This window comes from Paenibacillus sp. SEL3, assembly GCF_054602585.1.
This window is the reverse complement of record NZ_CM137725.1, coordinates 2,559,544-2,574,265: the sequence shown is the minus strand read 5'-3', so window position 1 is coordinate 2,574,265 and position 14,722 is coordinate 2,559,544. Positions and strand designations below refer to the sequence as shown.

The 14,722-nt window shown below is 48.7% G+C and carries 12 protein-coding genes; all 12 read left to right on the top strand.

All coding sequences use genetic code 11. From position 1 onward, the window contains the following. The first annotated feature begins 9 nt into the window (after positions 1–9). The 12 genes from argC to ACYCS5_RS11925 all read left to right on the top strand — a co-directional run bounded on the left by argC (position 10) and on the right by ACYCS5_RS11925 (position 14,632). Positions 10–1,059 (top strand): N-acetyl-gamma-glutamyl-phosphate reductase, encoded by a 1,050-nt coding sequence (gene argC, locus ACYCS5_RS11980; RefSeq protein WP_459761105.1) that lies wholly within the window; start codon positions 10–12, stop codon positions 1,057–1,059. A gap of 105 nt (positions 1,060–1,164) precedes the next feature. Further along, a complete protein-coding gene (gene argJ, locus ACYCS5_RS11975) occupies positions 1,165–2,391 on the top strand; it encodes a bifunctional glutamate N-acetyltransferase/amino-acid acetyltransferase ArgJ (protein ID WP_459761104.1) in 1,227 nt (408 codons plus the stop codon). Between the two features lie 118 nt (positions 2,392–2,509). After that, complete coding sequence (gene argB, locus ACYCS5_RS11970; RefSeq protein WP_459761103.1) at positions 2,510–3,349, top strand: acetylglutamate kinase; 840 nt, start codon at positions 2,510–2,512, stop codon at positions 3,347–3,349. Positions 3,350–3,404: 55 nt separating this feature from the next. After that, a complete protein-coding gene (locus tag ACYCS5_RS11965) occupies positions 3,405–4,667 on the top strand; it encodes an acetylornithine transaminase (RefSeq protein WP_029514563.1) in 1,263 nt (420 codons plus the stop codon). Positions 4,668–4,715: 48 nt separating this feature from the next. Next, positions 4,716–5,672 (top strand): ornithine carbamoyltransferase, encoded by a 957-nt coding sequence (gene argF / locus ACYCS5_RS11960; protein ID WP_459761102.1) that lies wholly within the window; start codon positions 4,716–4,718, stop codon positions 5,670–5,672. A 63-nt stretch (positions 5,673–5,735) separates the two neighbouring features. Then, positions 5,736–6,971: an argininosuccinate synthase gene (locus tag ACYCS5_RS11955; protein WP_459761101.1), complete on the top strand. Its 1,236-nt coding sequence runs from the start codon at positions 5,736–5,738 to the stop codon at positions 6,969–6,971. An 86-nt stretch (positions 6,972–7,057) separates the two neighbouring features. After that, the gene (argH, locus tag ACYCS5_RS11950) at positions 7,058–8,470 is read left to right on the top strand and encodes an argininosuccinate lyase (RefSeq protein ID WP_013312248.1); all 1,413 of its coding nucleotides are present in this window, start codon (positions 7,058–7,060) and stop codon (positions 8,468–8,470) included. Between the two features lie 447 nt (positions 8,471–8,917). Beyond that, entirely contained in the window at positions 8,918–9,169 is a 252-nt protein-coding gene (locus ACYCS5_RS11945; protein WP_029514559.1) for a hypothetical protein, read from the top strand. Continuing rightward, a complete protein-coding gene (locus ACYCS5_RS11940; RefSeq protein ID WP_069010682.1) occupies positions 9,162–11,621 on the top strand; it encodes a glycosyltransferase family 2 protein in 2,460 nt (819 codons plus the stop codon). Before ACYCS5_RS11945 ends, ACYCS5_RS11940 begins: the two co-directional genes overlap by 8 nt. Before the next feature lie 23 nt (positions 11,622–11,644). Continuing rightward, positions 11,645–12,652, top strand: a complete 1,008-nt coding sequence (locus ACYCS5_RS11935) for a glycosyltransferase family 2 protein (RefSeq protein ID WP_029514557.1) — start codon at positions 11,645–11,647, stop codon at positions 12,650–12,652. Further along, on the top strand, positions 12,615–13,034 hold the full coding sequence (locus ACYCS5_RS11930; RefSeq protein WP_029514556.1) for a GtrA family protein: 420 nt from the start codon (positions 12,615–12,617) through the stop codon (positions 13,032–13,034). Before ACYCS5_RS11935 ends, ACYCS5_RS11930 begins: the two co-directional genes overlap by 38 nt. Next, on the top strand, positions 13,031–14,632 hold the full coding sequence (locus ACYCS5_RS11925) for an ArnT family glycosyltransferase (protein WP_069010683.1): 1,602 nt from the start codon (positions 13,031–13,033) through the stop codon (positions 14,630–14,632). The genes ACYCS5_RS11930 and ACYCS5_RS11925 overlap by 4 nt, the downstream gene beginning before the upstream one ends. Positions 14,633–14,722: the final 90 nt, after the last annotated feature.

Here is a 14,722-nt window from a genome sequence, read left to right as displayed (position 1 = left end):
GGAAGGTCTGTGAGCAGCAAGTTAAAAGTGGCAATTGTCGGTTCCACCGGGTATGGCGGGGTGGAGCTGATTCGTTTTTTGGTTCATCATCCGCAAGTAGAGATTGTATCTGTTATTTCTTCGTCCAGCGCGGGTGTCCCAATCAGTGACGGATTTCCACATCTGACGGACATTGTGGTGCAGGATTTGGACGGTGTCGAAGTCCACGAAATTGCTGCTAAGGCCGATCTGGTTTTCACTGCTACGCCATCGGGCGTTAGTACCAAGTTAGTGCCGCAGCTTCTTGATGTCGGACTGAAGGTCATTGATCTTTCCGGGGACTTTAGGCTCCGAAGCGGGGAAATGTATGAAGCTTGGTATAAAAAGCCTGCGGCTTCCCCCGAATATCTCAAGCAAGCGGTATACGGACTCAGTGAGGTGTATGCAGAAAAGCTGGCGGGCGTTTCTTTTATTTCAAATCCAGGCTGCTATCCGACTGCAACATTACTGGGGATTATTCCTGCGCTGAAAGCGGATTGGATCGACCATCGGTCGCTGATTGTGGATGCCAAATCCGGTGTATCCGGCTCGGGTAGGGGAACAAGCCTCGTTTCGCACTATGCGGAAATGAACGAGAATTTTAAGGCTTATAAGGTGAATAAGCACCAGCACATCCCTGAGATCGAACAGGTACTGGGTGATATTGTGGGCGAGGACGTTACGATTACGTTTACAACACAACTTGTTCCTATGACCCGAGGAATTATGAGTACGATTTATGTCACGCTGAAGGGTGACCATACAGATCAAGATCTTATCGGGTTATACCGGGATTATTATAAAGGCCATCCTTTTGTCCGTGTACGTGGCGAAAGTATATGGCCAGCAACGAAGGAAGTAATGGGTTCGAATTACTGCGACATCGGTTTTGCAGCAGATGCCCGAACCGGGCGCCTTACGATTATTTCTGTCATTGATAATGTTGTGAAGGGTGCCGCAGGGCAGGCGATTCAGAATTTAAATTTGATGATGGGATGGGAGGAGAACCTCGGGCTAGGCTTCATACCGGTATATCCGTAAGTAGCAAGTAACTGCAACATGGATACGGATAACGGCAGCAAGCGGGAATTTGGAATACAAACAGCTGTCATTCATCGAATATGTTGCGAACGAGGGCACATAATTATGGGCAAAGTAGAGTTTACAGTAGTAAACGGGGGTAACATCGTAACTCCGCGTGGTTTTACAGCCGGCGGATTACACTGCGGGCTAAAAAATTCGAACCGCAACGATATGGGCGCGATTCGTTGTGAAGTAGAGGCGACAGCTGCTGCGGTGTACACCACCAATGTGTTTCAGGCTGCACCGCTGAAGGTGACCCGCGAGAGCTTGGCAGATGGTCGATTGCAGGCAGTAGTGGTGAACAGCGGAAACGCCAATGCCTGCACGGGACAACAAGGAGAGCAGGATGCCTACGCTATGCGTTCGGCTGCGGCTCATGAACTGGGTGTTGCTGAGAGCAATGTAGCCGTCGCCTCGACAGGCGTGATCGGCGAGCATTTGAAAATGGATTGTGTGCTTGAAGGTATATCCTCCTTACCTGACCGTATGAACGGGGCAAACGATGGAGCAGAGCAATTTACCCAAGCCATTCTGACAACGGACTTGGTTAAAAAGGAAGTATGTGTGGCGGTTGAAGTGGACGGTGTGACCGTGCACATCGCCGGGGCGGCCAAGGGATCGGGCATGATACATCCGAATATGGCAACGATGCTCGCTTTTATGACCTGTGATGCAGTAATCGGACAGACGGCGCTTCATCAACTATTAAAGCAGGCAACGGATACCAGCTTTAATATGATTACGGTGGATGGGGATACGAGCACGAACGATATGCTGATTGCTATGGCAAGTGGGCTGGCTGGCAACCGTGAACTGCACGTAGGGCATCCCGATTGGGACGCTTTTGCCGAGGCGTTCACCTATATCTGCCGAGAACTGGCGAAGGCAATTGCTCGCGATGGAGAGGGTGCTACGAAGCTAGTAGAGGTGTCTGTAAGCGGAGCGGTAAGCGATGCGTCCGCTCAAGCGATAGCCAAGACGGTGGTTGGGTCTAGTCTGGTCAAGTCAGCCGTCTTCGGAGCAGATGCGAATTGGGGACGGATTATTGCGGCCGTAGGGCGTGCTGGAGAGCCAGTTAATCCAGAAACGGTAGATATTCGCTTGGGTGATATTGTTGTGCTAAGCCAATCAAGTCCGGTCGCTTTTGATGAAGAAGAGGCGCTAGCCTATTTGCGGGGAGATACGGTGCAAATTATTGTTGATTTGCATCACGGAGACGGAACCGCTACAGCATGGGGCTGTGACCTAACCTATGATTATGTGCGGATTAACGCAGCTTATCGGACATAGATACCCGAATAAAATACGGATTGAATAAGGATAGTAGTTAATAGAAGCAAAGAGCGGATATAAGTCCAGCATCATTTAAAAATTGCACGGATATGCGGAGAAGAAAAGGAGAGATGATATGCAATCGGTAGTGGAACACGCGGATCAAGCGAATCATGCGGGAGTGGCACGTCGTAATTTTGTGATGAAATGCGGAGGAAGTACGCTGGCTGCGTTACCTGATTCCTTTTTTGAAGATTTGGCGCGTTTGCAGTCGGAAGGTCTTCAACCTGTCATTGTACATGGCGGTGGCCCTGCGATCTCCGACAACTTGGCGAAGCTGGGGATCGAAACAGAGTTCATTCATGGATTACGCAAAACGACCGAACCCGTGCTGGATGTCGTGGAGATGGTACTGGCGGGTAGCATTAACAAGCAGATTGTACGTAGAATAGGACTGCATGGGGGCCGAGCGTTGGGGTTGTCAGGTAGTGATGGTTATTTAATCGAAGCCAAGCCTGTGTCGAATGCTGCTGAGGTCGGTTGGGTCGGAGAGGTAACATCTGTTCAAGCCTCGATTATTACAGGTGTCCTGAATATGGACTATATGCCTGTTATTGCCCCCATCGGGATTGATCGATCTGGTCAGCGTTACAACATTAATGCGGATACAGCGGCGGGTGCGGTAGCCTCTCATCTGGGGGTCAGTCGGATGATCGTCGTTACAGATGTACCAGGCATATTGAAGAAGTATGGCGGAGAAAAGAAAGTGCTGGACTCTATCACCGTACAGGAAATTGAGGATATGATTAGCACAGGTGAAATATATGGGGGTATGATCCCGAAAGTGAGAGCGGCTATTGCCTGTATCCACGGCAAAGTGAAGGAAGTCGTCATTGTGAACGGTAGCGAACCGCAGGTACTAAGTCGTGTGCTAGGCGGAGAATCGATTGGAACACGCATCGTGCGTATGCAGTAATTGTAATATATATAGCTCGACCTATATAACCAAACGATAAAGGAGCGTGAACATAATGAGTAAGGAACCGAATACGCTGGTGAGCGAGGAAATGCCAAGTACGGATGGAAGTGGAGTGCAAGCGGAAATGGAGCCGGCAAAAACGCAGACAAATAGCTCTCTTTTTCCAAACTACGCAAGATACCCGCTTACACTGGTGAAAGGGCAAGGAAGCTGGCTGTGGGACGATCAGGGCAAGCGTTATCTGGATTTCATGTCAGGCATCGCCGTTACTAATCTGGGCCATGCGCCTCAAGCAGTAGCTGAACGATTGAAAAAACAGATCGATGAATTGTGGCATGTATCCAATCTGTTTCATATACCGGGGCAGGAACGGGCAGCTGCCTTGCTGACAGCCCATAGCAGCGCAGATGCCGTGTTCTTCTGCAACAGCGGGGCCGAAGCGAACGAAGCTGCAATTAAGCTGGCACGTCGTTACCACCAGAAGGTAAAGCAGACCGGTCGCTACGAAATTATTACGTTCACGCAATCCTTTCACGGACGGACGCTGGCAACCTTGACCGCTACGGGTCAGGACAAAGTGAAAGAAGGCTTTTTACCGCTTCCCGCCGGATTCAAAAGCGTTCCGCTTCATGATCAGGCTGCGCTCGAAGCAGCCATCAATGAGAATACAGCGGCAATTATGCTGGAAATGGTGCAAGCCGAAGGCGGCATGTATCCGGTAGACCCTGCTTTCGTAGATGTGATCACAAAGCTATGCCGCGAGCATGGTTTGCTGCTGATCATTGACGAAGTGCAAACAGGTATGGGACGGACGGGCAAGCTGTTTTCCTTTGAGCATTATGGTATAGAGCCGGATATCTTTACATTGGCGAAAGGACTGGGCAGTGGGTTCTCTGTGGGTGCGATGCTAGGCAAAGGATATTTGCGTGAAGCGTTCACAGCGGGCAGTCATGGTTCTACCTTTGGAGGTACGCCACTTGCTATGGCAGCGGTTCAAGCTACTATTGAAACGATTATTGATGACAAGCTGCCAGAACGTGCAGCTGAGATGGGAGATTACCTTTTCCATAGTCTGCAAAAGCAGCTTGGAGATAGTCCTTTTGTAAAGGATATTCGTGGAAAAGGTCTGATGGTCGGCATTGAGTGTGTAGAACCGGTAGCGGAGCTTGTTTTGGCAGGACAGAAGAAGGGCATTCTGTTCATTACAGCAGGACCGAACGTGATTCGTCTGTTGCCTAACTTGTATGTAACGAAAAACGAAATAGATCAGGCTGTAACATGGATTGCTGAATTGATTCGGGAGCATGTGGCTTAGTGTAAAGGTTAAATTATCCTAGACTAGAGTGTAAAAGGAGACGATAGCATGAGCCAGGGCGGCGCACTGCAGCAGATGAATTTGAAAGGACGGGACTTCCTGGAGCTGGACGATTACTCGCCAGAAGAAATCCAGTATTTAATTGATCTCGCTGTTGAAATTAAGCGTAAGCATAAAAACGGGGAAACCTATCAGCCGCTAAAAGGGAAAACGCTCGGACTGATTTTCGAAAAATCCTCTACACGTACACGGGTATCTTTCGAGGTCGGTATGTATCAATTGGGTGGGCATGCCCTTTTCCTCAGCAAAAATGACATTCAACTGGGACGCGGCGAACCGATTAGCGACATGGCCCAAGTCATGTCACGTTATCTGGATGGCATTATGATTCGTACCTTTGGACACGATAATGTGGTAGAGTTGGCACGTTATGCGTCCATTCCTGTGATCAATGGATTGAGTGATTTGGCGCATCCGTGCCAAGTGCTAGCAGATTATCAAACCTTGTATGAGCAAAAGGGCAAGCTAAAAGGGCTCAAATTGGCTTATATCGGAGACGGCAACAATATGGCGCATTCTCTCTTGATTGGTGGAGCGAAGCTCGGAGTGCATGTCTCCATTGCAAGTCCAGCTGGATACGAGCCTAACCCGAGTGTGGTCGCAGCTTCCCGTGAAATTGCCAAACAGACAGGTAGTGAGATCGTTATAACCCAAAGTCCGCAGGAAGCAGTACAAGATGCGGATGCGATCTACACAGATGTGTGGGCGAGCATGGGGTTTGAGGAAGAGCAGAAGGAGCGGGGGCTTGCTTTTGCCGACTTTCAGGTGAATGAGGAGCTGGTTAAGCTGGCAAAGCCGGATTATTTATTCCTGCATTGTCTCCCTGCGCATCGTGGGGAAGAAGTAAGCGCAGGCGTAATCGATGGTCCGAATTCGGTCATCTTTGATGAAGCGGAGAATCGTCTGCATGCGCAAAAAGCGCTGTTAGTTGCTTTAATGGCATAAGATTGATAGGTATTGATAGGTAAAGAAGATAAAGGCTAGAAGCATTCGGGGAGGACTTTAACAATGGCAAAAGAAAAAATCGTACTCGCATATTCCGGCGGTCTGGATACGTCGGTTATTCTGAAATGGCTCAAAGAAACTTATGATGCTGAAATCATCGCTTTCACCGCAGATATTGGTCAAAAAGAAGAATTGGACGGTTTGGAGGAAAAAGCACTCGCTACAGGGGCTTCCAAAGTGTACATTGATGATCTGCGTGATGAATTCGCCAAGGATTTTATCTATCCGATGTTTCAGGCGGGTGCTTTATATGAAGGACAATATTTGCTCGGAACGAGTATTGCACGTCCATTGATCGCTAAGCGGATGGTCGATATTGCGATTGCCGAGGGAGCAACAGCCATTGCTCACGGGGCAACAGGCAAAGGTAACGATCAGGTACGCTTCGAGCTGAACGCGGCGGCGTTGACGCCGGATATCAAGGTGATTGCACCTTGGCGGCTGGAAGAGTTCCGCAATCAGTTCCCGGGCCGTGCAGAAATGATTGCCTATGCGGAAAAACACGACATTCCGGTAACTGCTTCTGCAGCCAAGCCATACTCCATGGACCGTAATCTGCTGCATATCAGCTATGAAAGCGGCGTGCTGGAGGACCCTTGGTTTGATCCAAGTGCTCCTGAAAATAAAGAAATGTTCTTGCTCAGTAACGCGCCTGAGGACGCTCCTGATGAAGCAGAATATTTGGAGTTGGAATTTGAAGCAGGTAACTGCATCGCTTTGAACGGAGAACAGCTTAGTCCATTGCAAGTGATGGAAAAACTGAATGAGCTCGGCGGCAAGCATGGTATCGGACGCGTGGATATGGTGGAAAACCGTTTTGTTGGTATGAAAAGTCGGGGAGTCTATGAGACGCCGGGCGGTACGATCCTGTTCACAGCTCACCGCAAAATGGAATCCATCACGATGGATCGCGAGGTTATGAATCTGCGTGATAGTCTGATTACCCGTTATGCTACCTTGGTTTACAACGGTTTTTGGTTCGCACCGGAACGTGTCGCTTTGCAGGCTCTGGTTCATGAGAGTCAGAAAAATGTTAGTGGTACCGTGCGCGTGAAGCTGTACAAAGGCAACATTATCGGCGCAGGCGTTAAAAGTTCGGTTAGCTTGTACAATCCGGACATTGCGACCATGGAAGCCGATCCGACACAAGCCTACGATCAAGGCGATGCAACAGGCTTTATCCGCTTGAATGCTCTGCGTTTGAAGGTTAACGCGGGTGTAACACAAAATCATAAATAATGATGTAACCTAAAAAATGTACGGGATGCGGGCCGTTCTTGTCCAAACGACGAGGGCGGCTTGTATTGCAGAGAGGGGATCATACAATGAGTAAGCTATGGGGCGGACGGTTTACGAAGCAAACGAACAAGCTGGTAGAGGAATATACGGCTTCTATCGGGTTTGATCAGGCGTTGGCGGAAGAAGATATTCAAGGCAGTTTGGCTCATGTGGCCATGCTAGGAAAATGTGGAATTATTCCGCAGGAGGATGCAGACACGATCAAGGAAGGACTGCACACCGTTCTGGAGCGTATCCGCCGTGGGGAAATTGAATTTTCCGTTTCGGATGAGGATATTCACATGAATATCGAAAAAAATCTAATCGAGGCTATTGGTCCAGTGGGGGGTAAACTACACACTGGGCGTAGCCGTAACGATCAGGTAGCAACGGATATGCACTTGTATTTGCGTGGACGTGTGGTATCGCTGGTGGGTATGCTGCATGATGTACAAGCTGCATTAATCGGCCAAGCAAAGGATAATCTGGACACGATTGTACCTGGATACACACACTTGCAGCGTGCGCAGCCTATTTTATTTGCACATCATCTGCTGGCGTATGTGTCTATGCTGGAGCGTGATATTGACCGACTCAAAGACAGCTACAAGCGGATTAACGTGTTGCCGCTTGGCGCGGGTGCTTTGGCCGGGACCACTTTTCCGATCGACCGTCATTTTGTAGCCGAGCAACTGGGATTTGATGGCGTATATGAAAATAGCCTCGATGCCGTCAGCGATCGGGATTTTATCGTAGAGTTCCTGGCTGGCGCCTCGCTGATTATGACGCATTTGTCTCGTCTGAGCGAAGAATTGGTGCTATGGAGCAGCACGGAGTTTGGTTTTGTCGAGCTGGATGATGCTTTTTGTACAGGCAGCAGCATTATGCCGCAGAAGAAAAATCCGGACGTACCGGAGTTGGTACGTGGTAAAACCGGACGTGTCTATGGAAACCTCGTGGGCTTGTTGACTGTATTGAAATCCTTGCCGCTGGCATACAACAAGGACATGCAGGAAGACAAGGAAGGGATGTTCGATACCGTTGCCACGCTGGAAGGAGCCTTGCAACTGTTCGCACCGATGATCGCCACGATGAAGGTGAACAAGGATCGCATGCGTCAAGCGGTCAACCAGGACTTCTCCAATGCAACGGATATTGCGGACTTCTTGGTCGGCAAAGGGCTTCCGTTCCGTCAGGCGCATGAGGTCATTGGCAAAACCGTACTGTATTGCATCCAGCATGGAAAATATTTGCTTGATCTCACACTGGACGAATTTCAGCAGTTTTCGGATCTGTTTGATGAGCGTATCTATGAGGTACTTCAACCGGAAGCGGTAGTGAATGCACGGAATGTATATGGTGGAACCGCTACCGGTCAGGTACAGGCAGCCATTGGGCGCAGTGAACAGCTCCTGGCGAATACATCAACATGGTTTGAAGGGCACAAGCCGAAAAATTAATCAGTAAAGAAAGATATTATTCTCTTGCACAGTAGCGGTATACTGTGTAAAATCAAATTTTAAGGAATTAGCAATCAAAGATTCTAAGGCACCGTTCGCGGTGTCTTTTGTGCTTTTTGGGGCATTAATTCATAGTTCCAAATACCTATTACTACACTAGTGTGAAAGTTTCTAGAATTTACATTTTTGTATACTACGTCTACGGTGATTATGGTAGAATAGCACTAAGTTTTTCATTGAATTACCAATTCAATAGGACAAGAACTATATTCAATAAATAAATGTCAAGTTACTAGGGGCTCTTTTGGTCAAGTGAATTTCATAAATGTGTAAATGAAGGGCTTGAATGAGAATAGAGGTATGTCCTGGTTTTGGGAGAACGGCATGTATATGCTTTAAAGTAGTGACGTAGCAAAAGGCAGAGTCGGGATGATTCAGGGAGGTATTATGAGAACTAAAAGGACGGCGCGTCAGTTAAAGAGCGCTTGGATCGGTTATCGCGCTTCTGAAGCCGATCAACTGATATCTTCATTGCATGAGGAACGGATACAAGCGGAGGAGTTACTGCGCGAGGAGCGGGAACTTTTTCACGCGGCGCTGGAACGGAAAAAGCAGCGGGATGCGGAGTTAAAGCAGCTGCTTGCAGATGCGCTTGCGGAAGAGCGGCGCTGGATTGAAAGGGCGGGAATTCATGGGTGACAAGCTTAGGTGGCAGGTTGGAGGAGTTTCAATTCGCCAAACCAAGAGAAGAATAAAAGAAGAGCGTCAGCGAATCGAACAACTGCAACAACAGCTAGAGGCTCAGCGGGCAGAGCAGGCTCCGGTGCTGTACAAGCTTGATTTTCATATCGAAGAGTTGGAACGGCGACTTCAGGATACAGAACTTCGTATCGAGGCTATACGGAACGCCAATGATACAGCAGCAGCTGTGGAACAATTGCTGGATGAAGGGATACAGGATGGACAGGCGCAGGAGGCTCAAGTCCAATATGCATCTGGCCAGGAACAGACAGCAGCAGGAGCTGCTATGGTCACTGCTTCCAGTATCCCTGGTACGGAAGGCGAAGAGGCCGCAACAGGAACGCGGAGCGGCCGAAACGGCAAGGCCCGTCTGGGGGATCAACTGGTGGAGAACGGGATGATCACCCGCGATCAGCTGACAGATGCCATCCGCAACCAGAAGCGCTACGGTGGTAGGCTGGGCGATATTCTTGTAGAAATGGGCTTCATTACAGCCGAGCAGCTACAGGAACAGGTTGGCGGCGACGAGTCCAAGGAGCGCCTAGGCGATATGCTGGTTCGTTCCGGTTATATATTGCCGGAACAACTGGAACGCGCACTGGAGTTCCAGGCGAAGAGCGGCGGGCTGCTGGGCGACATCTTGCTGTCATTGCAAATGCTGGAACCTGCGGATTTGTACCGCGCGATTGCTACACAGAACCGGATCGGGCGTATTGGTGAGGAACTCGCGCTGGATGCGGCGTACAAACTACCCGAGCAAGTGGCAATGGCTTATGGCGTGGTCGTTATCCATCAATATATGAACCGATATATTGTGGCGGTCAGCGATCCGCTGCCAGAAGAGCGACGCTTGAAGCTGGAGGAAATTCTGGGTATGCCGGTAGAGCAGGTGCTTGCTACGAAGGAAGAGATGGAGCAGCTCTGGGGTAAAATCTACGGTGAAGAAATGATGCAGGAGAGCACGACCGGGCTGTTGGAAAAAGAACCGCACAATTCGGCGCGGACGACTTTTACAAAGGGACAACTTTGGGTGTTCGCAGCCATGGGTATGATTACACTGCTCGGTCTCTTCTGGAACAGTTGGAAAACGGTGTTGATCATCAATATGATGATTCAGCTGTTTTATTTTGCGATGACGCTATTTAAATTTGGCATTATTTATCTTGGTTCCCGGCGTGGGGCGCAGCTTCGTTTTACGAAGGAAGAGGTTGACGCCATGGATGAAAAGAAACTGCCGATCTATACCATTCTTGTACCTATGTATAAGGAAGCGGGCGTGCTTCCGATGTTGTTGCGAAATTTGGAGCAGCTGGATTATCCCAAGTCCAAGCTGGACGTGCGGCTGCTGATTGAAGAGGATGACATTGAGACGATCGAGCTACTTCGGGAAATGAAGCTGCCGGCCTATTACACGACACTGGTCGTTCCAGACGGTTTGCCGAAAACCAAGCCGAAGGCATGTAATTATGGACTTATTCGGGCACGTGGCGAGTTTGTCGTGATTTACGATGCTGAGGATCGTCCCGACGCTGATCAGCTTAAAAAGGTCATTGCAGCGTTCGATTCACTCCCTGAGCATTATGCGTGTATTCAGGCGAAGCTCAACTACTTTAATAGTACACAAAATTTGCTGACCCGCTGGTTCACTCAAGAATACAGTATGTGGTTCGAGCTACTGCTGCCGGGTATTATGCAGTTAGATACCCCAATTCCTTTAGGTGGCACATCCAATCATTTTCGGGTATCTGTATTGAAAGATATTAATGCGTGGGACCCCTATAATGTAACCGAGGATGCCGATCTGGGCATACGTCTGTATAAAGGCGGCTACAAAACTGCTATTGTCGATTCCCGTACATGGGAGGAAGCTAACAGCCGCGTGGGCAACTGGATTCGTCAGCGGTCACGCTGGATCAAGGGGTATATGCAGACGTGGCTGGTTCATATGCGCAATCCGGTGAAGCTGGTGCGCGAAGTGGGCTGGAAAGGTTTTTTCGGCTTTCAGGTGATGATTTTGGCAACTCCAATGTTGCCGTTGCTGAATCCGATTTTTTGGGGCTTGCTTATTTTATGGTTTGGCTGGGAATTGTCCTTTATTCCCAAGCTGTTCCCGGGATATGTGTATTACCTGGCCAGCGCGGAATTTTATATCGGTAACTTTCTGTTCGTATTCAGTAACGTGGCCGGAATGTATTGGGTCATCGGGGAACTGGAAGAGCGCGGTGAACGAACATTTTCATACGCGATGGTCAAATATGGGCTACTCTCGCCGTTATATTGGGTACTAATGAGTATAGCTGCGGTGAAAGCAGCTTGGCAGCTCATTACCAAGCCGTTCTATTGGGAAAAGACGACACATGGTCTGACCGATATGCACGACTTGGATGATACCCCGGCACAGTCCTCCTGAATATGAAGAAAGAAGGAGCAAGAATGGAGACAAAAACACCTTTTTTATCCGTCGTCATTCCCATGTACAATGAAAGCTCGCATCTTGAGCGTTCACTTAAGGTGATTGATGGGGTACTGTCTGTTGTCACCTCACGCTATGAACTCATCATTGTAGATGATGGTTCCAAGGACGATACGTGGCTTAAATTGTCTGAATTATCCCATCGAATGCCCTCTTTGCTCGCGCTCCGGTTGAGTCGGAACTTCGGTAAGGAACTGGCGTTGTGCGCAGGTCTGGAAAATGCCTCTGGCGATGCAATCATTGTCATGGACGGTGATTTGCAGCACCCTCCTGAGATGATTGGAGAAATGGTGCGTTTATGGCAAAATGAAGGTTATGATTTGGTCGAATGTGTGAAAGAATTCCGGGGAGAAGAGTCGGTGGGCAAAAAGCTTGGAGCTTCTTTGTTCTACGCGACCTTGAACCGCTTGACGGGCTTTAATCTCAAGGATGCCTCCGATTATAAGCTACTGGATCGACGAGTGGTGGATGCCTGGATGGCGATGCCAGAGCGGATGCCGTTTTTTCGCGGAATGACGGCCTGGCTCGGTTTCCGTAAAACCCAGATTTCATTCCGAGTGGCTCCACGCGAAGAGGGTCCAAGCCGCTGGAGTCCGTTAGGGCTGACTCGACTGGCAGCAGAAGCGATCGTATCGTTTTCGACAGTACCATTGCGGGTTGTAAGTCTGATGGGCCTCATTTTTATGCTGATTTCAGTCGTATTGGGGATTCAGACGTTAATGCGTAAATTAATGGGTGACGCTGTGACCGGTTTTACCACTGTCATTTTGCTGCTCTTGATTATCGGCAGTGTACTCATGCTGTCGATCGGAGTAGTAGGAGAATATATTGCCGCCATATATCACGAAGTCAAAGCTAGACCTCGCTATCTGATAGCAGATAAACGGGCGAATGCTGACCGATTGTGGGTGGACAGGGAGTTTAATCAACATGATCAGACGTTCATATCTAAAGTATCCAATCATTAAATACGGTATTGTAGGACTGCTGGGTACAGGTATCCATGTTGGTGTACTTGTGCTGCTGGTGGAGCTGTTTACGGTACCTGCAGTAATGGCTACTACAATAGGATTCGTGGTTACGCTGCTCGTTTCCTATGTGCTGAACCGAAACTGGACGTTCGAGCCTACCGGTGAGGGAAGCCGCACCCAGTTTCTTAAATATTTATTGGTCTGTACCTGTGGCTTACTCTTAAATGCCGCCCTGATGTACGTGACCATTCACTGGATCGGTTGGTCGTATCTGATCGGTGAAGTACTAACTACCATCATCGTGCCTGTTCATAATTATTTCTGGAACCGCTACTGGATCTTCTCCGTTCCGCAACAGCGTCAGAAAGAGGTTTCATGATTTTAAGAAAACACGGAAAATTGCTGTCATTGTTTGCTTTTATTGCTGCTCTTGAACTGGCGGTGGGTGTGTATTTTGCATGGCATCTTGGCTATATGCATACCGATGCGCTCAGTCGAGTGGCTAATGCATTTTATGTGCTATACAGTCGTGATCCACACTTGGGTGCTATCGGGTTTGTATGGAATCCGCTGCCCAGTTTGATGGAACTGATCGTGCTGTTGTTTTATCCTTTATTTCCAGTACTCGCTTCCCACGGGCTGGCGGCAGTGATTGTGAGCAGCCTGTTTGCAGGGGCGAGCGCGGCATTATTGTATGCGACGGGCAAACAGTTGGGGCTTCACGGTGCAACCAGCTTGCTGATTGCGCTATTATTTTCACTGAATCCATTTATGTTTCTGTTTGGCTTCAACGGCTTAAGTGACTCGCCATATATCTTTTTCATCCTGTTGACAGTGAGTCGATTTTGTATGTGGTTGAAGGATCGCAAGGCGGCGAATTTGATCGTATCCGGTTTTGCACTTGCACTCGCTTTTTGGGTGCGCTATGAAGCGGTTCCGCTTGGCGTTGCGATGGCTTTGGGTGTATTGCTGACGATCTTTTTTCTGCATCGGTGGCGTACAAACAGAGAGAGCGTTAGAACGCAATTGTCTTTAAAAGAGCGCCTGTACAAGGTAGAAGCGACATGGCTTCTATTGTTGCTGCCGCTTGTCTTTTCCGGTTTGCTGTGGCTCTTTTTTAACTGGATTATCATGGGCGACCCGCTTTACTTTTTACGCTCGCAATATTCCAATTCCACACAATCAGCGGCTTTGTTAGAGGATCAGCGCTTTGTAGAAATGTTTGCTCACCCTGTGCTGATGCTAAAGTTTGTCGGGCAACGAACCTTATGGTATGCGGCTCCGTTAATTTCCATTTTGCTTATACGCCTATTGGACAAACGTCTGTGGAGTTGGAGCACGCTTACGCTATTAGCAATCTTTTTATCGGTACCCGGGCTTCAGCTTTTACTGATGTTTAAGCATTCTTCGTTTGGCTGGTTCCGATATTTTATGTATGTATTCCCGATTACGGTTGCTTGGCTGCCGTATGAGCTTAGTCTGTTGAAGGGGAAAATGCGGGGGATCGGAATCTCACTGGTAACGGCAGGGATGTTGGTAACAGCAGGCTTGTTATCCTACGCACTGACGAACCCCGCGATTGCAGCAGATGAACACAGCTATTTGACGCATAGTGGTAATGAAAGCTACGAACGTCAAATTATTGAGCGGAAAATAGCGCCGTGGCTGGATGAGTATTATGGTTCATCTCTTATTTTGACAGATTCTTATGCCGCCTATCCGATCATTTTGAGCAGCAAAATTCCGAAGAAGTTTATGATTACGAGTGATTATGATTTTGGGGAATCTTTAATAGATCTGCCTGCTTCCAAGGTGGATTATGTCTTGGTCACGCGCTTGGTGGATGGGGTACCGCTGGATCAGGTAAACCGGAGCTATCCTGATTTATTCGAAAAGGGAGCGCCGTGGGCCTCGTTGGTACATGACTTTGACGGGCAGTGGCGACTGTACAAAATAGAGCATGAAGAATCGAAATAATTATTATATTTTAGTGCATCGTAGCGGAGGGAAGAATACAGCTGTAGGGTGTGAGTGGGCTACAGCTGTATCACCGCAAGAAGTTTGAGG

Coding starts and splice junctions, on each gene's coding strand:
- argJ (WP_459761104.1), top strand. CDS start 1,165: ATGGGCAAAGTAGAGTTTACAGTAGTAAACGGGGGTAACATCGTAACT.
- argB (WP_459761103.1), top strand. CDS start 2,510: ATGCAATCGGTAGTGGAACACGCGGATCAAGCGAATCATGCGGGAGTG.
- ACYCS5_RS11965 (WP_029514563.1), top strand. CDS start 3,405: ATGAGTAAGGAACCGAATACGCTGGTGAGCGAGGAAATGCCAAGTACG.
- argF (WP_459761102.1), top strand. CDS start 4,716: ATGAGCCAGGGCGGCGCACTGCAGCAGATGAATTTGAAAGGACGGGAC.
- ACYCS5_RS11955 (WP_459761101.1), top strand. CDS start 5,736: ATGGCAAAAGAAAAAATCGTACTCGCATATTCCGGCGGTCTGGATACG.
- argH (WP_013312248.1), top strand. CDS start 7,058: ATGAGTAAGCTATGGGGCGGACGGTTTACGAAGCAAACGAACAAGCTG.
- ACYCS5_RS11945 (WP_029514559.1), top strand. CDS start 8,918: ATGAGAACTAAAAGGACGGCGCGTCAGTTAAAGAGCGCTTGGATCGGT.
- ACYCS5_RS11940 (WP_069010682.1), top strand. CDS start 9,162: ATGGGTGACAAGCTTAGGTGGCAGGTTGGAGGAGTTTCAATTCGCCAA.
- ACYCS5_RS11935 (WP_029514557.1), top strand. CDS start 11,645: ATGGAGACAAAAACACCTTTTTTATCCGTCGTCATTCCCATGTACAAT.
- ACYCS5_RS11930 (WP_029514556.1), top strand. CDS start 12,615: ATGATCAGACGTTCATATCTAAAGTATCCAATCATTAAATACGGTATT.
- ACYCS5_RS11925 (WP_069010683.1), top strand. CDS start 13,031: ATGATTTTAAGAAAACACGGAAAATTGCTGTCATTGTTTGCTTTTATT.